22 protein-coding genes are annotated in these 23,807 nt (G+C 69.5%); 12 read left to right on the forward strand and 10 right to left on the reverse strand.

The features are described 5' to 3' along the window. Window positions 1–41: 41 nt before the first annotated feature. From AJAP_RS30390 to AJAP_RS30400, 3 genes are all read left to right on the forward strand, one after another. Window positions 42–1,844 (forward strand): VanW family protein, encoded by a 1,803-nt coding sequence (locus tag AJAP_RS30390; RefSeq protein ID WP_038524155.1) that lies wholly within the window; start codon window positions 42–44, stop codon window positions 1,842–1,844. Between the two features lie 75 nt (window positions 1,845–1,919). Beyond that, window positions 1,920–3,131 carry an MFS transporter gene (locus AJAP_RS30395; RefSeq protein ID WP_038517720.1) on the forward strand — a complete coding sequence of 404 codons (1,212 nt, stop codon included), beginning with the start codon at window positions 1,920–1,922 and terminating at the stop codon, window positions 3,129–3,131. 140 nt (window positions 3,132–3,271) lie between these two features. After that, the gene (locus tag AJAP_RS30400; protein WP_228694632.1) at window positions 3,272–4,486 is read left to right on the forward strand and encodes a GGDEF domain-containing protein; all 1,215 of its coding nucleotides are present in this window, start codon (window positions 3,272–3,274) and stop codon (window positions 4,484–4,486) included. Window positions 4,487–4,556: 70 nt separating this feature from the next. Here AJAP_RS30400 and AJAP_RS30405 read toward each other — a convergent pair whose 3' ends face one another. Then, window positions 4,557–5,909: a TrpB-like pyridoxal phosphate-dependent enzyme gene (locus AJAP_RS30405; protein WP_038517725.1), complete on the reverse strand. Its 1,353-nt coding sequence runs from the start codon at window positions 5,907–5,909 to the stop codon at window positions 4,557–4,559. Window positions 5,910–5,985: 76 nt separating this feature from the next. Between AJAP_RS30405 and AJAP_RS30410 the strand changes: the two genes are divergently transcribed. Both AJAP_RS30410 and AJAP_RS30415 read left to right on the forward strand, forming a co-directional pair. Further along, complete coding sequence (locus AJAP_RS30410; protein ID WP_038524158.1) at window positions 5,986–6,870, forward strand: arginase family protein; 885 nt, start codon at window positions 5,986–5,988, stop codon at window positions 6,868–6,870. Then, window positions 6,867–7,556: a dienelactone hydrolase family protein gene (locus AJAP_RS30415; RefSeq protein ID WP_038517728.1), complete on the forward strand. Its 690-nt coding sequence runs from the start codon at window positions 6,867–6,869 to the stop codon at window positions 7,554–7,556. The genes AJAP_RS30410 and AJAP_RS30415 overlap by 4 nt, the downstream gene beginning before the upstream one ends. A 13-nt stretch (window positions 7,557–7,569) precedes the next feature. Here the strand turns inward: AJAP_RS30415 and AJAP_RS30420 are convergent, their stop codons facing one another. Beyond that, window positions 7,570–8,697, reverse strand: a complete 1,128-nt coding sequence (locus AJAP_RS30420; protein WP_038517731.1) for a hypothetical protein — start codon at window positions 8,695–8,697, stop codon at window positions 7,570–7,572. 53 nt (window positions 8,698–8,750) lie between these two features. After that, entirely contained in the window at window positions 8,751–9,686 is a 936-nt protein-coding gene (locus AJAP_RS30425; protein WP_038517733.1) for an alpha/beta fold hydrolase, read from the reverse strand. A gap of 196 nt (window positions 9,687–9,882) precedes the next feature. Between AJAP_RS30425 and AJAP_RS30430 the strand changes: the two genes are divergently transcribed. Beyond that, window positions 9,883–10,677: a PIG-L family deacetylase gene (locus tag AJAP_RS30430; RefSeq protein ID WP_038517736.1), complete on the forward strand. Its 795-nt coding sequence runs from the start codon at window positions 9,883–9,885 to the stop codon at window positions 10,675–10,677. A 100-nt stretch (window positions 10,678–10,777) separates the two neighbouring features. Here AJAP_RS30430 and AJAP_RS30435 read toward each other — a convergent pair whose 3' ends face one another. Beyond that, complete coding sequence (locus tag AJAP_RS30435) at window positions 10,778–11,176, reverse strand: RidA family protein (RefSeq protein ID WP_038524161.1); 399 nt, start codon at window positions 11,174–11,176, stop codon at window positions 10,778–10,780. A gap of 57 nt (window positions 11,177–11,233) precedes the next feature. Between AJAP_RS30435 and mtnA the strand changes: the two genes are divergently transcribed. Beyond that, window positions 11,234–12,199, forward strand: coding sequence for an S-methyl-5-thioribose-1-phosphate isomerase (gene mtnA / locus AJAP_RS30440; RefSeq protein ID WP_038517738.1), 966 nt, complete (start codon window positions 11,234–11,236; stop codon window positions 12,197–12,199). On the opposite strand, the gene AJAP_RS30445 is transcribed toward mtnA, so the two are convergent. The 3 genes from AJAP_RS30445 to AJAP_RS30455 form a co-directional block, all read right to left on the reverse strand. Then, window positions 12,196–13,401 (reverse strand): GNAT family N-acetyltransferase, encoded by a 1,206-nt coding sequence (locus tag AJAP_RS30445; RefSeq protein WP_228694634.1) that lies wholly within the window; start codon window positions 13,399–13,401, stop codon window positions 12,196–12,198. The genes mtnA and AJAP_RS30445 overlap by 4 nt on opposite strands. Before the next feature lie 85 nt (window positions 13,402–13,486). Beyond that, window positions 13,487–13,702 carry a ferredoxin gene (locus tag AJAP_RS30450; protein WP_083650048.1) on the reverse strand — a complete coding sequence of 72 codons (216 nt, stop codon included), beginning with the start codon at window positions 13,700–13,702 and terminating at the stop codon, window positions 13,487–13,489. Between the two features lie 2 nt (window positions 13,703–13,704). Further along, window positions 13,705–14,895, reverse strand: a complete 1,191-nt coding sequence (locus AJAP_RS30455) for a cytochrome P450 (protein WP_016332111.1) — start codon at window positions 14,893–14,895, stop codon at window positions 13,705–13,707. A 112-nt stretch (window positions 14,896–15,007) separates the two neighbouring features. On the opposite strand from AJAP_RS30455, the gene AJAP_RS30460 reads away from it, so the two are divergent. Together AJAP_RS30460 and AJAP_RS30465 are read left to right on the forward strand one after the other, a co-directional pair. Beyond that, window positions 15,008–15,574, forward strand: coding sequence for a TetR/AcrR family transcriptional regulator (locus tag AJAP_RS30460; RefSeq protein ID WP_038517748.1), 567 nt, complete (start codon window positions 15,008–15,010; stop codon window positions 15,572–15,574). A 40-nt stretch (window positions 15,575–15,614) separates the two neighbouring features. After that, on the forward strand, window positions 15,615–16,517 hold the full coding sequence (locus tag AJAP_RS30465) for a phosphotransferase family protein (RefSeq protein WP_038517750.1): 903 nt from the start codon (window positions 15,615–15,617) through the stop codon (window positions 16,515–16,517). Here the strand turns inward: AJAP_RS30465 and AJAP_RS30470 are convergent. Together AJAP_RS30470 and AJAP_RS30475 are read right to left on the reverse strand one after the other, a co-directional pair. After that, window positions 16,498–17,700, reverse strand: coding sequence for a cytochrome P450 (locus AJAP_RS30470; RefSeq protein ID WP_038517753.1), 1,203 nt, complete (start codon window positions 17,698–17,700; stop codon window positions 16,498–16,500). The two genes, AJAP_RS30465 and AJAP_RS30470, sit on opposite strands and share 20 nt — an antisense overlap. Before the next feature lie 45 nt (window positions 17,701–17,745). Further along, complete coding sequence (locus AJAP_RS30475) at window positions 17,746–18,297, reverse strand: TetR/AcrR family transcriptional regulator (protein WP_038517756.1); 552 nt, start codon at window positions 18,295–18,297, stop codon at window positions 17,746–17,748. A gap of 52 nt (window positions 18,298–18,349) precedes the next feature. Between AJAP_RS30475 and AJAP_RS30480 the strand changes: the two genes are divergently transcribed. Further along, on the forward strand, window positions 18,350–18,895 hold the full coding sequence (locus tag AJAP_RS30480; protein WP_038517759.1) for an SRPBCC family protein: 546 nt from the start codon (window positions 18,350–18,352) through the stop codon (window positions 18,893–18,895). Window positions 18,896–19,061: 166 nt separating this feature from the next. On the opposite strand, the gene AJAP_RS30485 is transcribed toward AJAP_RS30480, so the two are convergent. Next, window positions 19,062–21,827 (reverse strand): FAD-binding and (Fe-S)-binding domain-containing protein, encoded by a 2,766-nt coding sequence (locus tag AJAP_RS30485; protein WP_038517761.1) that lies wholly within the window; start codon window positions 21,825–21,827, stop codon window positions 19,062–19,064. A 94-nt stretch (window positions 21,828–21,921) separates the two neighbouring features. Here AJAP_RS30485 and AJAP_RS30490 point away from each other — a divergent pair, with 94 nt between their 5' ends. Beyond that, window positions 21,922–23,100 carry a GAF domain-containing sensor histidine kinase gene (locus tag AJAP_RS30490; protein ID WP_038517764.1) on the forward strand — a complete coding sequence of 393 codons (1,179 nt, stop codon included), beginning with the start codon at window positions 21,922–21,924 and terminating at the stop codon, window positions 23,098–23,100. Next, window positions 23,085–23,711, forward strand: a complete 627-nt coding sequence (locus AJAP_RS30495) for a response regulator (RefSeq protein ID WP_038517767.1) — start codon at window positions 23,085–23,087, stop codon at window positions 23,709–23,711. Before AJAP_RS30490 ends, AJAP_RS30495 begins: the two co-directional genes overlap by 16 nt. Window positions 23,712–23,807: the final 96 nt, after the last annotated feature.

Raw genomic sequence — 23,807 nt, forward strand, 5'->3', positions numbered from 1 at the left:
TCACGAAGCCCGGCACTCGCCGGACCGTGGAGGGTGGAGAGTTGCCGCAGGAACCGCGCTGGCCCGAGTCCCACGCTGAGCAGACGGACATTCTCCCGGTCGTCACGCCCGGGTTCGCGGAGTCTGCCACGCCGCAGGAGCCCACGCCACCGAAACGCCGTCGCAGCTATCGCAAGGCCGCCTTCATCGGCGGCGGCGTGTTCGGCCTCCTGGTCGTCGCGTACGCCCTCGACGTGCTGGTCTCCCAGGGCAGCGTCCCCCGCGGCGTCACCGTCGCCGGGGTCGACGTCGGCGGGATGGACCGCACCGCGGCCGAGAAGGAGCTCCGGGGCGGCATCGAACCGCGGCTGACCCGGCCGGTGAAGATCGTCGCGGGCGACGCCGAGGAGTCGCTGGCGCCGAACAACGCCGGCCTGCGCCTCGACTGGCCCGCCACCCTGGACCAGGCGGGCGACCAGCCGCTGAACCCGTTCACGCGGATCGCGTCGTTCTTCTCGACCACCGAGGTCGGCGTCGTCACCCAGACCGACGACGCCAAGCTCACCGCCGCCCTGGAGAACCTGCGCGACAAGGTCGACCGCGACCCCGTCGAAGGCACCGTGCGCTTCGAGGAGGCCAAGCCGGTCGCCGTCGAGCCGAAGACCGGGCAGAAGCTCGACCTCGAAGCCGCCAAGAAGACCATCCTGGAGCGCTGGGCCGGTGGCGAGCCGTTGAACCTCGCCGTCACCCAGACCCCGGTCAAGGTCTCGCCGGAGGCCGTCCACGCCGCCCTCGAGCAGATCGCGAAGCCCGCCGTTTCGGCGCCGATGGTCATCAAGGGCGAGGGCAAGGACGCCGTCGTCAAACCCGAGGACATCGCGGGCGCGCTGACCTTCGAGCCCGTCGACGGCGGCGTGCTGAACCCGAAGGTGGACAACAACAAGATCATCGAGGCCGCGGGTCCGCAGCTGAAGTCCACCGAGAAGGAGGGCAAGGACGCGCAGATCGTCTTCGAAGGCGGCAAGCCGACCGTCCAGCCGTCCGAGGACGCCAACGTCGTCGACTGGGAGCCGAGCCTCAAGCCGGTGCTCGACGTGCTCAAGCGCGCCGCGCCCCGCGAGCTGCCGGTGACCTACAAGAAGACCCCGGCCAAGGTGACCACCGAGCAGGCGAACCAGCTCGGCATCAAGGAGGTCGTCAGCGAGTTCAAGACCGGCGGGTTCGCCGCGGACTCGGGGACGAACATCCGGGTCGTGGCGCAGAAGGTCAACGGCGCCATCGTGAAGCCGAACGAGACGTTCAGCCTCAACGGGTTCACCGGGCCGCGCGGTGCCGCGCAGGGCTACGTCGAGGCCGGTGTCATCAAGGACGGCGCACCCGGCCGCGAGGTCGGCGGCGGGATCTCGCAGTTCGCGACCACGCTGTACAACGCCTCGTACTTCGCCGGTATGAAGGACACCGAGCACAAGGAACACAGCTACTACATCAGCCGCTACCCGGCCGCCCGTGAGGCGACCGTGTTCCAGAACCACAACGGCGGCAGCGTGATCGACCTGAAGTTCACCAACGACGGGGACACCGGCGTCGCGATCCAGACCATCTGGACGCCGTCGGACATCACGATCCGGCTGTGGGGCACCAAGAAGTACACCGTCGAGTCGATCCCGGGCGGCCGCACCAACCCGTCCGATCCGCCGACGAAGCCCGGCCCCGCCGAGAACTGCAAGCCCAGCAACGGCGCGCCCGGTTTCACCACGTCGGACACCCGGGTCATCAAGGACGCCGCGAGCGGCCGCGAGATCCGGCGGCACACCCGGAACGTGCACTACAACCCGCAGCCGAAGATCACCTGCGGCACTGAGTAGCTTCGAGGGTTTCACCACCCGCGCCCGGAGCGGTACGCTGAGTGACTCACTCGACCGGGCGGGGGTGGTCACCTCGTGGACTCCAAGGCGACCTTCCGGCAGATCCTCGCGGTCGGTGAACTGCGCGCCATCTGGTTCGCGGAACTCCAGTCCATCCTCGGTGACCAGGTGGCCAGGGTCGCCCTGTCGGTGCTGGTGTTCCAGCGCACCGGCTCGGCGACGTGGCCCGCGCTGACGTACGCGCTCACTTATCTCCCCGATCTGATCGGGGGGCCGTTGCTCGGCGGTCTGGCCGACCGGTACCCGCGCCGCGCGGTGATGGTCTGCTCCGACGTCGTCCGGGCGCTCCTGGTCGCGGTGCTCGCCGTCCCCGGTATCCCGTTGCCCGTGCTCGCCGCCGTCCTGGTGGTGGTGCAGCTGGCCAATGCGCCGTTCACGGCCGCGCAGGCCGCGGTCCTCCCGTCGGTGCTCAGCGGGGACCGGTACGTGCTCGGCCAGTCCCTGCTGAAGATCACCAACCAGATCGGTCAGCTGGCCGGATTCGCGCTGGGCGGCGCGGTGATCGCCGCGATCGGGCCGGGCCGCGGGCTGGCGCTGGACGCGGTGACGTTCGCCGTCTCCGCCATCGTCCTGCGGCTGGGCGTGCGGGCGCGGTCCGCGACGGGCGCGGCAGGCCCCGCGACGTCGACCCTGCGGCGGCTTTCGGCGGGCGCCGGGACGATCTGGCGTGACCGCCGGTTGCGCGCGCTGGTCGGCCTGGCGTGGCTGGCGGGTTTCGTGATCGTGCCGGAAGGGCTCGCCGTGCCGTACGCCGCGGAGATCGGCGGCGGGGCGGTGACCGCGGGGCTGCTGCTCGCGGCGCATCCCGCGGGGATCGTGCTCGGGGTGTTCGTGCTGGGCCGCCTCGTGCGGCCCGAGATCCGGTTGCGCCTGGTCGGCGCGCTGGCGCTCGGCGCGATCGTGCCGCTCGCGGCGTTCTGGTTCCGGCCGTCGCTCCCCTACGCCGCCGGACTGCTCGTGCTGTCCGGGATGTGCGCGGCCTACCAGGTCACCGCGAGCACCACGTTCATGCGGCTGGTACCCGACACCGAACGAGGCCAGGCCTTCGGCCTCGCCGGGTCGGGACTCATCGCCGTGCAGGGAATCGGGCTGATCGCCGGCGGCCTGCTCGTCGGCGTGCTCGGTTCACCGGCGACGACGGTCTCGGTCATCGCACTCGCCGGTCTCGTAGTGGCTGTTCCGGCCACCCGGGCTTGGCGCCACGTGGCCCCACCGCACCCCCTTTAGACCGGAACCCGGTACTCACCAGTTCTGCCCGCGCATAGGGCTCACCCCCTCCGCTTCCCCGTTCCGGTCACGCGTGGTGCACCCACGCCTACCCATACAGCGTAGTGACACCTAGTATCCAACCGATTACGTTCGTCTCCGTGGCGCTAACGAATTGGGCGCTGTGGCGGCTACCCAACCGTGGTTTGATCGGCTTCGTCCTCCTGGTGGACGTCGCGGCGATCGCCGGATCCGCCTGGTCTTTTCTCCGCGTCCCCTTCACCGAGGGCGACGCGCTCCCCTTCGCGATCCTGATCCTCAGCTCCGTGCTCTACACGGAATTGTCGCGTCCGGTGGAGCGAGTGCGGGAGAGGTTCGCCGGCACGCCGCATATCTCGCTCGACAGCGTGTGGACCTTCGCCGCCGTGCTGCTGGTGCATCCGGCGCTCGCCGCGCTGGTCATCGCCGTGTCGTTCTTCTACCGCTGGCTCCGCGGGCAGCCGAACCCGTTGTTCCGCCGGGTGTTCTCCACCTCGGCGACCGTGCTCTCGGGGTTCGCGGCGGCCGCCTACCTGTCCCGGTACGCGGTGCCGTTCGACGTGCTCCCCCGCGATGCGTCGTCGTTCGGTTCGGTTGTCGCGGCGGGCGGGGTGTTCCTGCTGGTCAACACCGTGCTGATGACGGTCGCGGTGTACTACGGCACGCCGCACGAACGCCTCCGGGACGCGCTGGCGAAGCCGTTCGAGTACGCGCTCGAAGCGGCGACGATCGCGCTCGGCGTCATCGTCGCGTGGGCGCTGCGGGACTGGCCGGTGGTGCTGCTGCTGGTCGTCGGGATCACGCTGGTGCTGCATCGCGGTGTCCTGCTGCGGCAGCTGAAACGGCAGGCGCGCAGCGACGCCAAGACCGGGCTGCTCAACGCGAAGGCGTGGCGTGAGGCCGCGGCCGACGAACTCGACCGCGCGCGGCGCGCGGGACGGCACACCAGCCTGCTGATGGTCGACGTCGACCGGTTCAAACTGATCAACGACCGGCACGGGCATCTGGTCGGCGACCGGTATCTGGCGGCGATCGCGGAAACGCTGCGTACCGAGGTGCGCGGCACGGATCTGGTCGGGCGCTTCGGCGGCGAGGAGTTCGTCGTCCTGCTGCCCGGCACGCCCGCCGTGCACGCCCACGCGATCGCGGAACGGATCCGGTCGAGCGTGGCTTCGCGCGCCGGCGACCTGCCCGAGCACGTCACCGTGTCGATCGGGCTCGCCGACCGGCCGGGCGTCGCCGATCTGGACACGGTGATCGCCGTCGCGGACCGGGCGCTCTACGAGGCCAAGAACACCGGGCGGAACCGGACTTCGGGCTACCAGGTGACCGGCTGACCCCCCGCGTTTCGTCCTCTGAATGCGATACTTGCGTGTGCAAGGACCGCATCCAGAGGACTAAACGCGCTCAGGGGAGGCCGGCGAGGGACTTCTCGAGGGCCTCGTCGGGCAGCGCGTGATCGGAGATGTCTCCCGCCAGGTACGCGCCGTACGCCGGGAGGTCGAGGTGCGCGTGCCCGCACAGCGCGGTCAGTATCACCTTCTCCTCCCCGGTTTCCTTGCACCGCAAAGCTTCCTGGATACACGCGGCGAGCGCGTGCGTCGGCTCGGGCGCGGGGATGATGCCCTCCGTGCGCGCGAACCGCACGCCCGCGGCGAAGCAGTCCTCCTGCCCGATGGCGATCGCGTCGATCAGCCCGAGTTCGTAGATATGCGAGATCAGCGGGGACATCCCGTGATAGCGCAGACCACCGGCGTGGATGGGGTCGGGGATGAAGTCGTGACCGAGCGTGTGCATCTTCAGCAACGGCGTCAGCCCCGCGGTGTCCCCGAAGTCGTATGCGTACTTCCCGCGGGTGAGCGTCGGGCAGGCGGCCGGTTCGACCGCGCGGATCACCGGGTCCATCCGGCCCGCGAGTTTCTCGCGCAGGAACGGGAAGGCGAGCCCGCCGAAGTTGGATCCGCCGCCGGTGCAGCCGACGAGGACGTCCGGGGTGTCCCCGGCCAGCTCGAACTGCTTGAGCGCCTCTTCGCCGATGATCGTCTGGTGCAGCAGCACATGGTTGAGCACGCTGCCGAGCGCGTAGCGGGTGTTCTCCGCCTGCGCCGCCTGCTCGACGGCCTCGCTGATCGCGATGCCGAGGCTCCCGGTCGAGTCCGGGTCGGCGGCCAGGATCGCGCGGCCGGATTCGGTCAGCTCGGACGGGCTCGGGTGCACTGTCGCGCCGAAGGTCTCCATCATCAGCTTGCGATACGGCTTCTGGTCGTAGGAAGCGCGGACCTGCCACACCTCGCACTCGAGCCCGAAGGTGGCGGAGGCGAACGCGAGCGCGCTGCCCCACTGCCCGGCGCCGGTCTCGGTGGTCAGCCTGGTGACGCCCTCCGCCGCGTTGTAGAACGCCTGCGGCACGGCGGTGTTGGGCTTGTGCGAGCCGACCGGGCTGACGCCCTCGTACTTGTAGTAGATGCGGGCGGGGGTGCCGAGCGCCTTCTCCAGCCGCCGCGCCCGGAACAGCGGTGACGGACGCCAGAGCCGGTAGACGTCGAGGACCTCTTCCGGGATGTCGATGTACCGCTCGGTGCTGACCTCCTGGGCGATGAGCGCCTGCGGGAACAGCGGCGCGAGATCGTCCGGGCCGACCGGCTCGCGGGTGCCGGGATGCAAGGGCGGTGGCGGCGGCTCCGGCAGATCCGGGACGACGTTGTACCACCTGGTCGGCATGTCCGCTTCGTCGAGGATGTATTTGGTCCGCTCCGCCATTGAGCCTCCTCCGTCCGTCCCTTCAACCTAAAGGGACGGACGGCGCGGCACCAGACATCGCTACTACGGTGTGACCATGGGGAATCTCGTACTGCTCGACGCACCGTCCAATCTCGGGCTGCGCCCGCCCGCCGAAGGCGTGGTCCCCGGCTGTTACAAGGCACCGGGCGCGCTGCGTGACCACGGCCTGCTCACCCGGTTGGGGGCGACCGACGGCGGCGTCGTCACTCCGCCGCGCTATCTGCCCGCCTGGTCCCCCGATGGCGGCGTGCGGAACGCGGCCGGCATCGCGGCCTACACCGAGTCCCTCGCCGCACGTCTCGCGAAGATCCGCGCGGACGGCGGCTTCCCGGTGGTGCTCGGCGGCGACTGCTCGATCGCGCTCGCCGCGATGCTGACGCTGCGTCGCGAAGGCCGCTACGGCATCGTCTACTTCGACGGACACGACGACTTCCGGCATCTCGGCAATTCCGACTACGTCGCCAACGTGGGTGGCGAGGCTCTCGCCGTCGTCACCGGCCGCGGCCAACCCGAACTGGCCGATGTGGACGGTCTGAAGCCCTACGTCCGCGACGAAGACGTCCTCGTCCTCGGCGTGCGCGCGGAGGAGTCCGCCGAGGCACGGGACGCCGGGCTGCGGATCGTGACCAGCCAGGAGATCATGGCCTCCGGCACCGACGGCGCGCTCGCCGCCGCCCGGGAGATCTTCGCGCCGCTGGACGGTTTCTGGATCCACATCGACATCGACACCCTCGACCCGGAATTCGTGTCCGCCGTGGACAGTCCCGATCCCGGAGGGCTCAGCCCGGACAAGCTCGTCGAGCTGCTCCGGGGCCTGCTCGCGATCCCCGGCGCCGCAGGGCTGGAACTGACCATCTTCGATCCCGACCTCGACCCCGACGGCACGCAGGCCGCCCTCGTGACGGACTGCCTCGTGCGCGCACTGGAAGGACCCCGATGACCAAGGTGACCGTCGCCGACGGCTCGTTCGACGCCCCGCTCTGGCTGCCCGAATCCGGCTCCGGCCCGGGGCTGGTGCTGATCCAGGAGATCTTCGGTCTCGACGACTACCTCAAGTCGGTCGCCGCCGACCTGGCCGCCCTCGGCTACGTCGTCGCGGTGCCCGAACTGTTCTGGCGGATCTCCCCCGGCTGGTCGGCCACGCACGACGAAGCCGGTGTCTCGGCGTCGATGGCCGTCGCCGGCCGGCTGGACCCGGCGAGCGCCGTCACCGACGTGCTCGCGACCCTCGCGACACTGCGCGCACTGCCCGAAACCGGCGGCCGCGCGGGCGTCTTCGGCTTCTGCCTCGGCGGCTCGATGGCCTACGCGGCCGCCGCCGAAGGCGACCCGGACGTCGCGGTCTCGTACTACGGCTCCCGCGTTCCCGAGCAACTTCCGTTGCTGGACAAGATCACTTGCCCGATCCAGTTCCAGTTCGGCGGCGCGGATCCCTACATTCCCGCCGAGGGGGTGAGTCGCCTCGCCGACGCCGTCGCCTCCCACGACGGGGCGGAGATCCACATCCACGAGGGCGCGGGGCACGCGTTCCACAACCACGTGGCGCCGATGTTCCATCAGCCGGAGCCCGCCGCGGCGGCCTGGGCGCTGACGTTGGAGTTCCTGGGGCGGACCTACCCGGCGTGATCCTAGGCCGAACTCAGAAAACGAGATGGAATATGTCGTTGAGCAGTTTCGAAACCGGGATCACCCCGGAAGCGAGCGACAACACCCGGATCGCGGTCCCCTGGATGGGATACGGCTTTTCGCGAGCGAGCTGCTCGGCTTCGAGCAGGACCAGACGCGCTTCGACGTTGTTCCCCCGTTCCAGCAGCTCCCGGATCTCCTGATTCAATCTGATCAACTTGAGTCTCACGGTATTGGCGAACGTCCTCGCCACGCCGAGCCGGAGCGTGGACACCAGCAGCATGTTCAGCACGGTACCGCCGAGTGCGACGAAAACCAGGATCCCGGTGATGGTGTTCCTGACCAACGGGATCGCCTCCGGATCACGCAGGATGTAGATGAGCGCGATGACCGAACAGATGAAGGAGATCGAGGAGACATAGGCGATGGCGATGATGCGGCCGATCGGGCGCCAGCCGTGGTCCCGGTCCACGCGGGCGGGAACGTGCCGGAAGACCATCAAACCCGGAGCCGTGCGGAAGATCTTGGACAGGTGGTAGTAAAGGTAGGCCTGACAGCAGGCGAAGTACGTTCCGAGGGATCCGACCACGGTCCATGAGATCGCCATACCGGGGTTTCTTTCCCAAGAGGCCCACCAGCTGTCACGGAATCCGTCGCGAACGGCGCCGCTCGGCCGCGCATCGCCCTGTATCGAGGCCATGGCCTTGAACAAGTGGTTGTTTTCGACGACCCAGAGATAGAAACAAGTTCCCACGGTGAAGACCAACGCCAGCAGCAGAAGTTGCCAGCGAAGCCGGACCCTGAGCCAGCGCCCGATGCGCTCGTAGTGCACCTTCATCGGCTCACGCTCGAGCTGATCGGCCGCGAACAGGCTGCGTTCTCCGTGTGAGAGCTGGATATCGAGAGACCTGAGCCTGCGCACGAGCAGCACGTAGTTGATCACGGCCACTTCCGAAGTGATCCCGAGTGCGATGCTGGGGATATCGGCGCTGAAAGGCAGCCTGACGCAGGCGACTCCGCTCGCGTCAGGGCCGAAAAGGGTCAGCCGGAGGATCCGGCCGAATCCGCAGCCCGCCGCGGCGAAGTCTCCGGACAGGATCGTCGACGCCGTCATGTAGAGCATGATGACGGGGAGGACCATGACGATTCCGACTTCCCACGCCAGGCGCGACGGCCGCGAGGGTCTTTTCCCGTTCACGACAGCGCCGTCTCGAACAGGACGGCCAAGGTCTCGCGAGGACGCTCCACATGCGGGAAATGAGCGGAGTCACCGACAAGGACCGTTTTCGCACTTTCGCAGATCGCGGCCAAGCGCACCATGTCACGGGGCGGAACCAATTTGTCCTCGACACCGAAGGCCGCGTGGATGGGACAGCTGATCTCCGACCAGTGCTGATCGGGGTCGTAGTCGAGGCCGTTCTGCGCGGCGAGGACGAACTGATCCGGCCGCATCCCCTTGACCAGCGACTTGCGAAAGCTCTTGCCGATCCCCCAGGGATGAGCGAGGAAACCGTTGAGCGCCAGCGGGAGCAGACCGATCGCGCTGCCGACCTTGACCATGCGCAGCCCCGGCCTTCCCAGCGCGGCCAGCACGCTTTGCATCCAGTACGCGATGGCGACCTTTTTCAGGAGAACGAGGCTTCGCAACGGGTTCTGCACCGTTTCGATCACGGAGAAGTACGCTCCCGCCACCAGATGGACGGACCTGATCCGGTCGTCACCCCGGCCTGCCATGTCCAGCACCAGGAACCCGCCCATCGAGTGCCCGACCAGACGGCAGGAGTGATAGCCGCAATCGGCGACCAGTTCCATCAGTACCCGGCCCACCTCACCGCTTTCCAGATCGGACTTGCGGTTCTGGGATTCCCCGAATCCCGGTAGGTCGACGAGGATGACGTCGCCAAGGTCGACACCGTCTTTCTCGGCTTGCCGCAAAAGCGGCGTCCAGGTCGACCAATCGTTGGCCACCCCGTGCACGAACAGTGTCACCTGAGTACCGGATCTCGCCTCCTCGGCGGTTCGCACATAGTGCAATTCCCCGAACGTGGTGGAGGCGGCGCCGCGCACCAGACCGAGGCATTCCGGCTCCAGTTCCAGTTCGAACGGGAAATAGCCGTCCCGGTTTTTCATCCGACCTCCATGCTCGGCGCCTGCCGGGAGAGTCGCCTCGAAGGTGCGTTCCGCAACCCGCGACGAAGATCGAGGCTTCCACGGTTACCGACTTGTGACCCTCACGGTCGGTGACGGCGGCGTTCCCGGGCGCCGATGGACGGGCGGCGTCGGCGTCCACCGGAATATGTCGGTGCCTCCCGGTAGTTTCCCCACCATGGCCACATTGGTGAGTTTTCACGCCCACCCCGACGACGAGTGCATCGTCGCGGGAGGCGTCATGCGCAAGGCCTTCGAGGAAGGTCACCGTGTCGTGCTCGTCGTCGCGACCAGGGGGGAGGTCGGCGAGGTGCCGGACGGGTTCCTCGACGACGGAGAGGAGTTGTGGCAGCGCCGCGTGCAGGAGACGCACGCATCCGCCGAGGTCCTGGGGGCCAAGCGTGTGGAGTTCCTGGGGTACACCGATTCCGGCATGATGGGCGAGCCGCGCAACGACGTGCCCGGCACGTTCTGGCAGGCCGACGTCGAGGAGGCCGCGCAGCGGCTGGCCGCGATCCTGCGCGAGGAGCAGGCCGACGTCCTGACCGTCTACGACGACAACGGCGGCTACGGGCATCCGGACCACATCCAGGTGCACCGCGTCGGGATGCGCGCGGCCGAGCTGGCGGGCACGCCGCGGGTCTACGAGGCGACGAGCAACAGTGACGAGATGCGCCGCGGCATGGAGGAGGCGGTGCGGACCGGGCAGATGAAGGCCGAAGACCTTCCCGATTTCGAGGACGGTTCCGAATTCGGCAAGCCGGAGGCGATCCTGACGGCGAGGGTCGACGTCACCGCGTACCTGCCTGCCAAGCGGGCCGCGATGCGCGCGCACGCCAGTCAGATCAGCGAGGACTCGTTCTTCCTGGCGATGCCCGACGAGGCTTTCGCGCAGGCGTTCGGCGTCGAGTGGTTCATCCGTGCCGGGCAGGGGCCGGGCATCACGGAGACCGACCTCATGGCGGGTCTCTGACCGACAGGCATGCGGTACTGGACCTTCACACCTTCCCAGTACATGAAGGCCCCCATCCTTGCGCCTAGGTACAGGAAGGGGGCCTTCATGTACCTCAGCTTCAGGCGGTGGCGGCGGTGACGTCGAGTTCGACGAGTTGCCCGGGATAGCCGAGCTGCGCGACGCCGAGCAGGGTGCTCGCGGTGGTGAAGGCCTCCCCGATCGCCGACTCGACGAACCGGTCCCACACGGCCGAGAGGACGTCCGCGTCCGGCGTCACCACGTAGATCACCGTGCGCACGACGTCCGCCGGGGTCGCCTTGGCGAAGGCGAGCGCGGCGGCGGTGTTCGCGACGACCTGGTCGACCTGGGCGAGCACGTCGCCTTCGACGACCTTGCCGTCTTCGGCGAGCGGGCATTGGCCGGCGAGGTGGACGTCCCTCCGGCCTTCGACGATGGTCACGTGGTGGTAGGTGGGAGTGGGGTGCAGACCGGGCGGATGGTGGCGTTCAATGGTCACGAGCCGCATCCTCACCGAGGCGGTCGCGACGGGACAACCGGATTTCACGGGGGAGCCATGCGCAGGACGATCGACTGGACCGGTGACGCGGTCACGATCATCGACCAGACCGTTCTACCCGCCGAGTACCGCGTGCTCGAATTGCGCACGGTCGGCGAACTCGTCGCCGCCATCCAGCGGCTCGCGGTGCGCGGAGCGCCGGCGCTCGGCGCGGCGGGGGCGCTCGGCGTCGTGCTCGCCACCCGCGCGCAGGGCGACGTCGAGGCCGAGGCGCGCCGTGTCGCGCAGGCGCGGCCGACGGCGGTCAACCTGAGCTGGGGCGTTTCCCGTGCCCTCGCGAAGCTTTCGGAGGGGCCGGAAGCCGTTCTCGCCGAAGCCCTGGCGATCCTCGACGAGGACGAGCGCATCAACCACGAGGCCTCCCGGCTGGCGGCCGACGTGGTGATCGAGCATTGCGGGCGGCGGCCGTTGCGGCTGCTGAGCCACTGCAACGCCGGCCACCTCGCGACGGTCGCCTGGGGCAGCGCGCTCGGCGTCGTCTGGCATCTGCAGGCCCGCGGCCTGGTCGAGTCCGTGCTCGTCGACGAGACCCGGCCGCTGCTGCAGGGTGCCCGCCTGACCGCTTGGGAACTGGCCGAAGCCGGTGTCCCGTACCGGATCCAGCCCGACGGCGCGGCCGCCGCGGCGATGAGCCGGGGCCTGGTCGACTGCGTCCTCGTCGGCGCCGACCGGATCGCCGCCAACGGCGACGTCGCCAACAAGATCGGTACCTACGGCCTGGCGATCGCGGCGAAGCACCACGGAATCCCGTTCGTCGTCGTCGCCCCATCGTCCACTGTGGACACCGCGATGCCGGACGGCGCCGGGATCGTGATCGAGGAACGCGATCCCGGCGAGATCCTGGCCTTCGGCGGCACGAAGGTCGCGCCCGAAGGCGCGGAGGTGTTCAACCCCGCTTTCGACGTGACGCCGCACGGGCTGGTCACCGCGGTGGTGACCGAGCACGGAATCCTGAACCCCTAGAAGGATTCCAGGCAGGACGGCTCGCGATCGGTGGCGAACGCCGCCGTCGCCCGCGAAACCGCGCCGGCGGTCCGCTCCTTGATCCGGCCCGCGGCGGCCAAGGTGCTCGGCCTGGTCCCGCCGAGGAAGATGGCGCCGAGGTCGGTGACGTCCAGTTCGAGATCCGGCGCGTCCTCCACGCGCGTCACTTCCGCGTGGCCGTCGGCGTCGGTGACGAGCCGCCAGTTCCCGGCGTTCCACGGGCAGAAGGCGTCGCGTACACCGAACACCAGGTCCACCGGGCCGTTGTAGCGCCGGGTGACGAGGGCTCGATCGACGTCGACGATGCGCAGCCACAGGGAATCGCCGCCGGACCGGGTCATGGCACGCGGGTTGGCGAGCAGATGAACGAGCGGTTCGTCGAGAGCGGCCAACACCTCCACCGTGACGACGAGGTCGTAGTCGAGCAGGAAGCGGTACAGCGTCGCGTACGCCTCCGGCGTGGTCGCGACCAGTTCCTGCACGCTCAGGATCCCTCGCGGGCCCTCTTCGTTCCAGTCGTTCTTCACCCGGTAGATCACGTAGCCGTCGGGCAGGACGGCGAACCTCAGCGCGGTCGCGCCGTTCCTCCGCCGTTCCGGGTCGTCGAGGTTGAACTCCCACGTCGCCCCTGGCCGGTCCAGCGCGCCGACCCGTTGGGGCGCTTCCTTTTCGTAGATCGCCTTGATCAGCGGGATCGCCTGCTCGCGGCCGATTTCGCGCACCCGCTCGGTTTCGAGTTCGACACCGGGCCGGAACGCGGATTTCGCGCGGATCTTCGCGCGGTAGAACTGCGCCGCGAGCCCGTAGCCGAAGCGGGGGTAGATGACGGCCTCGGACGCCCACAACGCGGCGATCGGTTCGCGGCCCTCGTCGTGCAGGCCGTGCAGCTGCGCCCGCATGACCCGGGTGAGCGCGCCCCGCCGCCGATGCCCCGGCGCGACGCCGACCGACGTGATCGCCGCGAACGGCGTCGGCCCCGCACCGGGAACGGTGATCTTCCGGGTGAGGATCTCCCCCATCCCGATCAGCTCGTCGCCTTCGAAGACGCCGTGTGAACGCTCGGGTTCGAACACCAGCCCTTCGCGGTATTGGAACCCTTCCGAAGGATCGGCGAGAAAAGCACGCGCCAGCATGTCCGAAAGTGCGGGCAGGTCGTCGGTGGTCAGGGTGCGGAGGGTCAAGCCGTCATCGCTCACCCTGTTCGTACTACGCCCCTTCACCGACGACCGCCACGCCTTTTTCGATGCAAGCATCAAAGGGCGGCGTTCAGGGCCTCGGCCCGATCACCTCACCCTTTTCCATCACCTCGATGGCCATCGCGGGGCAGGAATCCGCCGCGTCGAGCACCGTCTCGTCCGGATCCACCTCCCCCTTGACCACCGTCGCCACGGCGCCTTCGAGTTCGAAGACCTCCGGCATCAGCGCCGCGCACATCCCCGAGCCGATGCACGTGTTGCCATCGACCTCGACTTTCCAGCTCATGCTCACCATCCGATCGGCATGGAGCGGGGGCCCCGCACCAGCATCTGGGTCTTCCACACGATATCGCCGTCGAGGTGCAGCCCGGGGAGGTCTCGCAGCAACGCCTTCAACGCCTCCTGCAGTTCGAGCCTGGCCAGCGGAGCGCCGAGGCAGTGGTGCACGCCGTGCCCGAAACCGAGGTGGGGATTGGCTTCCCTGCCGAATTCGAGGGTTTCCGCCGACGTGAACTGGAGCCCGTCCCGGTTGGCGGCGCCGATCGCGACCATCACCGGCTCGCCCTCCTTCACCAGTACGTCACCCACTTGGATGTCTTCGGTGGCGTAGCGGGCGAATCCGGCTCCGGCCCCCAGCGGGACGAACCGCAGCAGTTCCTCCACCGCGGCCGGGATCAGGTCCAGGTCCGCGCGCAGACGGGCGAGCTGCTCCGGCTGTTCGAGCAGGGCGTAGACGAAGTTGGGGATCTGGCTGGCGGTGGTCTCGTGCCCGGCGATCAGGATGCCGATGCACATGTCGACCAGTTCCAGCTCGCTCAGCCGGTCGCGGACGTCGCGCGCCTCGATCAGCGCGGTCATCAGATCGTCCTGCGGCTCGGCGCGATGCTGCTCGACGAGCACGTGCATGTACGCCCGCAGCTCGTCCTGGTTGGCCATCATCTCTTCGGTGGTCAGCGGGCTGGTGGACAACGCGGCGTCGCTCCACACGCGGAACTTCGGCCGGTCCTCGACGGGGACGCCGAGCAGTTCGCAGATCACCGCGACCGGGATCGGCAGCGCGTAGTCCTCGACCAGATCCGCGGGCTGTCCCTTGGCCTTCATGTCCTCTATCAGACCGGCCGCCAGCTCGGCGACGCGCGGACGCAGCAGTTCCACGCGGCGCATGGTGAACGCCTTCGCGACCAGCGTGCGCAAGCGGGTGTGATCCGGCGGGTCCATGCTCAGGATCCCGCCTGGGCGCCTGCCGGGCGCCATCCGCGGCTCGTCCTTCTCCGCCGCCATCGCCCGGGAGAACCGACGGTCGCCCAGCACGAAACGGGCGTCGGCGTACCGGGTGGCGAGCCACGCCGGCTCACCGTGCGGGAGCCGGACGCGGAGCATGCCCTTGGTGGCGCGTGCCGCCGCGTACGCCTCGTTGAGTTCGAGGCCGGCGTCCTCGTTGAAGGGATAGGCGACGAATTCGGTGTCTGTGGTGGTCATTTGTCCGGAAACCCCCCGGCTCGGCGGTTTGTAAGCAACTGCTTACAACGCTAACCATGATCACGCTGAGCGTCAATGCGCCTACCGTGCGACGCCCGGCTAGCCTTTGCCGATGACGGAAGAACCGCAGGTCCGCAAGCGCGACGCGGCCGCGACCAGGGCGGCCCTGCTCGACGCGGCGGCGGCTCTCTTCGCCGAGCGCGGCTTCGACCGGACGACCGTGCGCGACATCGCGAAACTCGCCGGTGCCAACCAGGCCCTGCTGTTCCGCTACTTCGGGTCGAAGGACGCGCTGTTCGAGGAGGTCCTGGCGCGCGGCGGACGCGAGCAGATCGCCACCACCCCACCGGACGAACTGCTCGGGACGGCGTTGCGCAGCATGCTGGAATCCGACACCGGCCGCGACCGCACCCTCGACGCGTACCTGCGCTCGACCGGGCACGACAGCGCCGCGGCCGCGGTCCGGCGGCAGCTCGGCGAGGAGTACGCGAAGGTGCTCGCCACGTTGAGCGACGCCGACGACGCGGAACTGCGGGCCGACCTCGTCCTCGCCTGGCTGCTCGGGATCGGCCTGGTCCGCGACATCACCGGCAAGGAACCGCTGGCCAGCGCGGATCCCGACGACGTCTGCCGTCTGGTGCTCGGCGCGGCGCGGACCCTGCTGGAGCGCAGCGGGTAATTGCGTCGCCGTCCGCGGCACGCTGTTCTACGGTCGGGTCGTGATCACGTTCCCGCCCGCCGGTACCGAAGCCGAGTTCGACGCGCTGACCAGGCAAGACCTGCTCCCCGCCGTGAGGTCGCTCGGCTTCGGCGAAGCCGTCCCGTTCACCGAGGGCTCTCTGCCGGTCTACGCGGTCGGCGACGATCTGGTCCTCAAGCTGTTCCCGCCGGTGCATCTCGGCGAACTCCCCACCGAGCGGACGATGCTCGAAGTCCTGCACGGGAAGTTGCCGATCCCGACCCCCGCCGTGCACGACGCCGGCGAGCGGGACGGCTGGGGTTACGTGCTCATGGAACGCCTGCGCGGCGAGACATTGAAGGACGCCTGGCCACAACTGTCCACAGAGGACAAACATCGGCTCGCGCCCGAACTCGGCGAGGCGCTGGCCGCCCTGCATTCGCTGCGCGACCCTCGGCTCGACGTCCTCGGCCCGCCGGACTGGGCCGCGTTCGTCGCCGGACAACGCGCGAAGGTCGTCGAGCACCACCGGCGGACCGGGCTCGACGAAAGCTGGATCGCGCAGATCCCGGCGTTCCTCGATTCCGTCGAGCCGGGCAGCCCGCCGGTCGTCCCGCTGCACACCGAATTCATGCGCGACCACCTCATGGTCACTCACGACGGCGGCCGTCCGCGCCTGAGCGGGCTCTTCGATTTCGAACCGGCCATGCGGGGCGCGGCCGAGTACGACTTCGTCGCCGTGGGCCTGTTCGTTTCCGGCGGCGACAAGGATTTCCTGCGGCGGCTGCTCACCGGATACGGCGTCGAGCCGGACGAAGACTTCTCCCGGCGCTGCCTGGCATACGCGCTTTTGCACGTATACAGCAACTTCACCTGGTACCTCGGTGTTCTCCCCGCGCCGGAGGAACCCACGCTGGAAAGCCTCAGCCGCGCCTGGTGGTAGCCCAGGTCACGGGCACCGCCTCCGGGCCGCGGATCGAAAGCGGCGGACGCCAGGCGATGGCCGAGGCGGGAACCGCGAGATCCAGTCCCGGGAGCCCGTCGAGCAGGGTCCGGAACGCGATCTCCCCTTCGAGGCGGGCCAGGGCAGCGCCGAGGCAGAAGTGGAGGCCGTGTCCGAAGCCGAGTTGCGGCGCGTTCCGCCGCCGGATGTCGAACCGGGACGCACCGGGAAAGGCGGCTTCGTCGCGGTTCGCCGCGCCGGTATGCGCCAGCACCGCCTCACCGCGCCGGACCGGGCCGGCGCTCAGTTCGACGTCTTCCAGCGCGACCCGGAGCAGCGACGCGTCGGCCGGTCCGTCGAACCGCATGATCTCCTCGACCGCGCCTTCCGTCAGGCTCGGATCGGAGCGCAGCGCGGCGAGCTGATCCGGATGTCCCGCCAGCAGCACGATCCCGGTCGCGATCAGGCTGACCGTGGTCTCGTGCCCGGCGAGCAGGAGCTGGGTGGCGAGATCGATCAGCTCGGCCTCGGTGAGCCGGTCGCCGTCCTCGTCGCGAGCGTGCACGAGGACGCTCAGCAGGTCCTCCCCCGGCGTCTCCCGTTTGACGGCGACGAGCGCCGCCATGTCGTCCGCCCCGTCACGCCGGGCCTGCGCCACATCCGCCGGGCTGTACGCCATCGGCGTGACGATCACCCGCGACCATTGGCGGAACCGTTCCCTGCCTTCGTAAGGGACGCCGAGGATTTCGCACATGACCGCGGTGGGCAGTGGGAAGGCGAACATCTCCACGAGATCCACCGGCGGACCGTGCTCGGCCATCGCCCGCAGGAGCGTGTCGGCGATCTGCTGGATCCGCGGCCGGAGCCCGGCGATCCGGCGGACGGTGAAGGCCTGCGCCGTCAGCTTCCGCAGGCGCGTGTGATCCGGCGGGTCCATGTTGAGGATGCTGTGCTCGCCGGTGGAGAAATCACCCGGTTCGATGAGACACGGCGCGCCCGGGGCGAGCAGGTTCCGGGAGAACCGAGTGTCCGAGAAGATCAGGCGGACGTCTTCGTACCGGGTCACCAGCCAGCCTTCGCAGCCGCTGGGGAAGACGACCCGGGACATCGGCGGATATTCGGCGTAGATCGCGCCCATCGGGGTCGCGGGGTCGTCCTTCGCCGCGGGATAGGTGGCTGTCATGGAGCATGATGATGAGCGGCGCGGCGCGCGGCCGGAAGGCCCTTCTCACCGGGTGATAATCCCGCGCAGGAACTCCAGATAGGCCGGGCGTTCCGTGGCGGACAGCAGTGCGCCGCCGCTCGCCCGCTGCGCCTGGATCAACCCGACGAAAGCCGTGTACGCCAGCAAAGCGCGATGGCGGGCCTCGGTTTCCGGGCAGTCCATCTCACGGAAGCAGCGGACGATGAACTCGACGCGCCGTGCGGTGACGTCGGCGAGCAGCGGGCCGATCACGGGGTCGCCCGCGTGGGCGAGCAAGGCCAGCTCGGCCCGCTCGTCCTTCGCGCCGAAGACGAGTTCGAAGAGTTCACGCAGCCTTCGGACCGGATCCGAAATCCCGTCCAGCAACGTGATGAGCGCCTCGGTGTGCTGTTCGGCCCACCGGCGCACGGCGGCCTCGACCAGCGCGTCCCGATTCGCGAAATGCCAGTAGAAACTGCCTTTCGTCGTCCCGAGTTTCGCCGCGATGGGCTCGACGGCGATCGCGGCGACGCCGCCTTCGCACAGCGCTTCGAGCGCCGCGTCCGCCCAATCTTCCCGCGCGAGCTTCCGTTTCACGCGACATACGCTACCGTATGGGAAACCATACGGCACCGTACGGGAGGCGGACATGCCCTTCGGATCACCCGCGAACTGGGGCGCGACCACGGAAGAACGCCGCCGCGCGCAGCCGGCGGACACCCTGCTCGACGGCCCGGTCGCGCGGTTCGACCGCGCGGTCACCGTGCGGGCGCCCGCCGCGCTCGCCTACCGCTGGCTCTGTCAGATCTCGGTCGCGCCCTACAGCTACGACCTGCTCGACAACCGGGGACGCCGCAGCCCCGGCACCCTCACCCCCGGCGCCGACGAACTCGCTCCCGGCGACACGCTGATCGTGTTCGAACTGACCGAGGTCGACCGCGGGCACAGCCTCACCGGGCGGACCTTCGCCAAGTCCGAGAAGCTGTTCGGCCCGGTCGCCGCCACGTATTCGGTCGAGCCGATCGACGAGACGTCCTGTCGCATGCTGTGCCGCATCGTCGTGACCTCCGCGGGGTTCGGCGGACGCCTCAAGGAGTTCCTGCTCGGCTGGGGCGACCTGGTCATGATGCGGAAACAGCTGCTGACGTTGAAGAAGTACGCCGAACGGGACGCGCGGCTCGGTCACGTCTCGTAAGTTCGGCCGGCCGCCGAAGGACGTCGCGAAAGCCACTTTCGGGACATCAGACGTCGCGAAAGTGGCTTTCGCGACATGCTCCCTCGGGTCACTGGGCCGGCCGCCACTCCCGGCAGCCGCGACGTTGCGAAAGTGGCTTTCGCAACACGCCGAACTGGACGCGCGGCTAGGGCAGCGCGCGCCTTAACAGTTCGGCCAGGTGCAAAGCCCGCCGCCCGTCGAGCTGCTCGATCTGCGTCCGGCAGCTGAAGCCGTCCGCGACCACTTCGGTGCCCTCGGCCGCGGCGCGGATCGCGGGCAGCATGCGGTCTTCGGCGCAAGCGACGGAAACGTCGTAGTGCCCGCGCTCGAAACCGAAGTTGCCCGCCAATCCACAGCAGCCGGAGTCCATTGTGGAATTGTGGATACCCGCGGCGCGCATGGCGGCCTCGTCGGCGTCGAAGCCGAGCACGGCGTGCTGGTGACAGTGCACCTGGCTGAGCGCCTCGACGTCCAGCGAGCGGAATTCGAGCGGCGAATCCTCGACGAGTTCGGCGAAGGTCCTGGTTCGTTCGGCGAGCAGTTCCGCCACCGGGTCGCCGGGGAGCAGCGCCGGGAGGTCTCCGCGGAAGAGGGCCGTGCAGCTCGGCTCCAGCCCGGCCACCAGATACCCCGACCGCAGGTACGGTTCGAGCACGGAAAGCGTGCGGCGCAACACGTTCTTTGCGACGTCGAGCTGCCCGGTCGACACCCAGGTGAGGCCGCAGCAGACACCGCGATCGGGCAGGACGACGTCGTAGCCCGCGGCGGTGAGCACCTCGGCCGCGGCGTCGAGGACGTCCGGCGTCAGGTAGTTGTTGAAGGAGTCGGGCCACAGCACCACGGGCCGGGAGCCGGTCGCCCAGCGTTTGAGATCCGCACGCCGCCGGGTGAACGGCGCCGTCGCGAACGTCGGCAGATCCCGTTCCGGCGCGATCCCGCCGAACTTCTTCAGCAGTCCGGAGAACCGGCGCGACAGCGTGTTCGCCAGCCGGGGCGCGAACGACGCCGCGCGCAGCCACACCGGCAGCCAGCCCATCGAATAGTGCGACGCCGGGCGGATCCGTCCTTTGTGGTGCTGGTGCAGGAATTCCGCCTTGTAGGTCGCCATGTCGACGTCGACCGGGCAATCGGACAGACAGCCCTTGCACGACAGACAGAGATCCAGCGCCTCGGCGACTTCCTCGGAGTGCCAGCCGTCGGTGATCAGTTCGCCGTTCACCATCTCGGCGAGCAGATGCGCGCGGCCCCGCGTCGAATGTTTCTCCTCGCGCGTGGCGCGGTAACTCGGGCACATCACGCCCGCCCCGGTGGTGTTGCGGCATTTCCCGACGCCGACGCAACGCCGCATCGCCTGCCCGAAGCTCCCCTGGTCCTCCGGGTACGCGAGCGCGGTGACGTCTTCGAGCTCCAGCGGCGCGCGCCGGACACGGAGATCGGCGTCGACCGGCCTGGGGTTCACCAGGATGCCGGGGTTCATCATGCCCGCCGGATCGAAGATCCCCTTGAACCGCGCGAAAAGCGCGAGGATCTCGGGACTGTACATCCGGGACAGCAGTTCCGAACGCGCCTGGCCGTCGCCGTGCTCCCCCGACAGCGAGCCGCCGTGCGCGGCGACCAGGTCCGCCGCCTCCTCCAGGAACGACCGGAATCCGGCGATCCCTCGCGGTGAGAGCAGATCGAAGTCCAGCCGCAAATGCAGACAGCCCTCGCCGTAATGGCCGTAGACGACGCTCTTGCGCCCGTGCTCGCGCATGAGCTGCTTGAACTCCCGCAAGTAGGCGCCCAACCGCTCGGGCGGCACGGCCGCGTCCTCCCAGCCGGGCCAGGCTTCCTCACCTCCGGCGAGCCGGGTCGCGAGACCGGCGCCCTCCTCCCGGATCCGCCACAGCCGCTTCTGCGCGGCCGCGTCGTCCAGCAGCGCGGATCCGGTCAGCGCGCCGCGGAGCCCGTCGATCAGCCCGCGGGCCTGGTCCGGGTCGGCCATTTCGACGAACAGCCAGGCGCCACCGGGCGGCAGGCCGTCGGCACGACCGGGCTCCAGTAGGGCGACGAGGTCCGCGTCGACACCCTCGACGGTCAGCGGCGACCACGGCAGGATCGCCGGGACGGCGTCGGCCGCGGCGATGTCGGATTCGAAGCCGAGCACCGCGAGCACCTTGCGTTCCGGCAGCCGGGCGAGCGAGACCGTCGCCTCCAGCACGGTGACACAGGTGCCCTCACTGCCGACCAAAGCCTTGGCGACGTCGAAACCATTCTCCGGCAACAGGTGTTCCAGCCCGTACCCGGAGACCCGCCTGCTGAAGGAGGACAGTTCGGTGCGCAGCAACGCCAGATTGTCCCGGACCAGCGCGCGCAACTCGGAGAAGACCCGCCCTCCGGTTCCGGGTTCGGCCGCTCGGGCGTCCACTTCGGACGGTGAGGTCGGCCCGACGGTCAGCCGCGTGCCGTCGTAGAGCAGCACGTCCAGTTCGCGGACGACGTCGACCGTGCGGCCCCAGGCCACCGAATGCGAACCGCAGGCGTTGTTGCCGATCATCCCGCCGATCGTGCAGCGAGAATGCGTCGACGGGTCGGGGCCGAACCGGAGCCCGTGCGGCGCGGCGAGCCGCTGGAGATCGTCGAGGACGGTGCCCGGGGAGACCCTCGCCGTGCGCGCCTCCGGGTCGAGGTCGAGCACCCCGCCGAGATGACGCGAAGTGTCGATCACGACGCCAGGCCCGCACGAGTTGCCCGCGACGCTGGTGCCGCCGCCGCGGGCGATCACCGGCAGCCCGGCCCGGCGGCAGGCGGCGACGGCCTCGATCACTTCGTCGACGCTCCGCGGCAGCACCACACCCTTCGGCACGTGCCGGTAGTTGGAGGCATCGGTCGTGTACAGCGCCAGTGTCGCGGCGTCGGCCAGGATCTCCACGGGTCCATTCAAGACAACCGCGGCCGGAAACGCATCGGTGAACCTCTCCGGACGGGTGTGTCGGAAACCACGTCCGGTATGCGATCGTGAGCGCGTGACGGCGAGACGGCACGCCGCTGAAGAGCTCGCCGCCGAGCACAGTGCGGTGCTCGGCGGGCTTCTTCGCGAGCGCGAAGAGCTGCTCGCGACCCTCGACCGGGTCGCGGCCCTCAACGGCACCGCGCGGCTGATCCGCGAGTCGATCGGCACGCATTCCGGCTTCGTCGCCGAGCTGGCCGGGCCCGAACAGGCGGTGATCCGCTGGATGTCGGGCACCCGCACCGACGCCCTGCAGGATCTCGCCGTGCCGATCGGCCAGGGCATCGGCGGGCGGGTGCTCGCGCTGGGCAGGCCCGTGCGGGTCAACGACTACGTGAGCTCGCCGAGTATCACCCACCAGTTCGACGCGCAGGTCCGCGGCGAGGGGCTCGCCGCGATGATCGCCGTCCCGATCGTCAGCGGGACCGAGACCGTCGCCATCGCGTACGCCGCCATGCGCGAACGCCGGGACTTCGGCGACGACGCGGTCCAGTCCCTCGAGGACATCGCCACCGAGGCCGGCCGGGCGCTGAAACTGGCGTCGGTCGCCGAGGCCGACCGTGAGACCGCGCTGTCCGCCGAGCGGCTCCGCATGCAGAGCGCGCTGCACGATTCGGTCGGCGCGCTGCTGTTCTCCATCGGCGTCCAGGTGCGGAACCTGCACGAGGACATCAGCGACAACCCGGCGCTCGAATCGCGGCTGCGGCGGCTGGAGGGCGACGTGTCGGCCGCGTCGAGGGCGCTGCGCGAGTCGCTGCTCGCGCTGTCGGAGTCGAGTCCGGAACGCGCGCTGCCGGTGGAACTGGCCGAACACTGCCGTTCGTTCCAGGCGCGCTGCGGTGTCCCGGCGCGGTTCGTGCAGCTCGCCCCGGTTCCGCGGCTGGACGCCGAGCGCACCGGCCTGCTGGTCGCGGCCGTCCGGGAAGGCCTGCTCAACGTGGAGAAACACGCCGAAGCGCTGTCCGTCGTGGTCAGTCTCCTGCCCAGCGAGGACGGCGTGCAGGTGGTCGTCGCCGACGACGGCACCGGACGTCGCGCCGAAGAGGACGACGAGCCCGAACCCGGCACCGGCATGGGGCTGCGCGCGCTGGCCGAACGCGCCGCGCGGGTCGGCGGCCGGGTCAGCCTGGTCCGGGACGAAGACGACGGTTGCACGCTGCGCGCCTGGGTGCCGGAACCGTGCCGTCGCCGGTGACGGTCCTCGTCGTGGACGACCATCCGGTGGTCCGCGACGGGGTGAGCCTGCTGCTGCGCTACGACCCGGCGATGACCGTGGTCGGCTCGGCCGAGACCGGCCGGTCCGCGATCCGGCGGGCGGGTGAGCTGAAACCGGTGCTGATCCTGCTGGACCTGCGGCTGCCGGACATGCTCGCGCCCGAGGTCATCGCCGAACTCCGGCGTGTGCACCCGGCCGGGCGGATCGTGGTGTTCACCGCGCACGGCGACCATCAGGGCGTGCGGGCCGCGCTGGACTCCGGGGCGCACGGCTGCCTGCTCAAGGACGTCGCCGGGACGGATCTGGTGGCGGCGTTGCGGCAGGTGCTCAAGGGTGAGCGCGTCGTCGATCCGCGGATCTTCCCCGACGACGGCCAGCGGTCCGACGCGCTGGCCCGCAGCGGGCTGACGCGGCGCGAGTACGAGGTCCTGCGACTCGCGGCGCAGGGGCAGACGAATCCGGAGATCGCGGAATCGACCGGGCTGGCGCGGAACACCGTCAAGACCTATCTGCAGTCCGCGCTGCACAAACTCGGCGCCCGGAACCGCGTCGAGGCCATCGGCAAGGCCTCCGAAGCCGGCCTCCTCTGACGCGGGGGCCGAAGGCTCCCTTCACCGCGTCTGATGCGGCGAAGGGAGCCTTCGGCCCGAATACGGATACGGGTGGTCGTGAGTGGCACCGCACTC

This window comes from Amycolatopsis japonica, from assembly GCF_000732925.1.
GTDB classification, from domain to species: Bacteria; Actinomycetota; Actinomycetes; order Mycobacteriales; family Pseudonocardiaceae; genus Amycolatopsis; species Amycolatopsis japonica.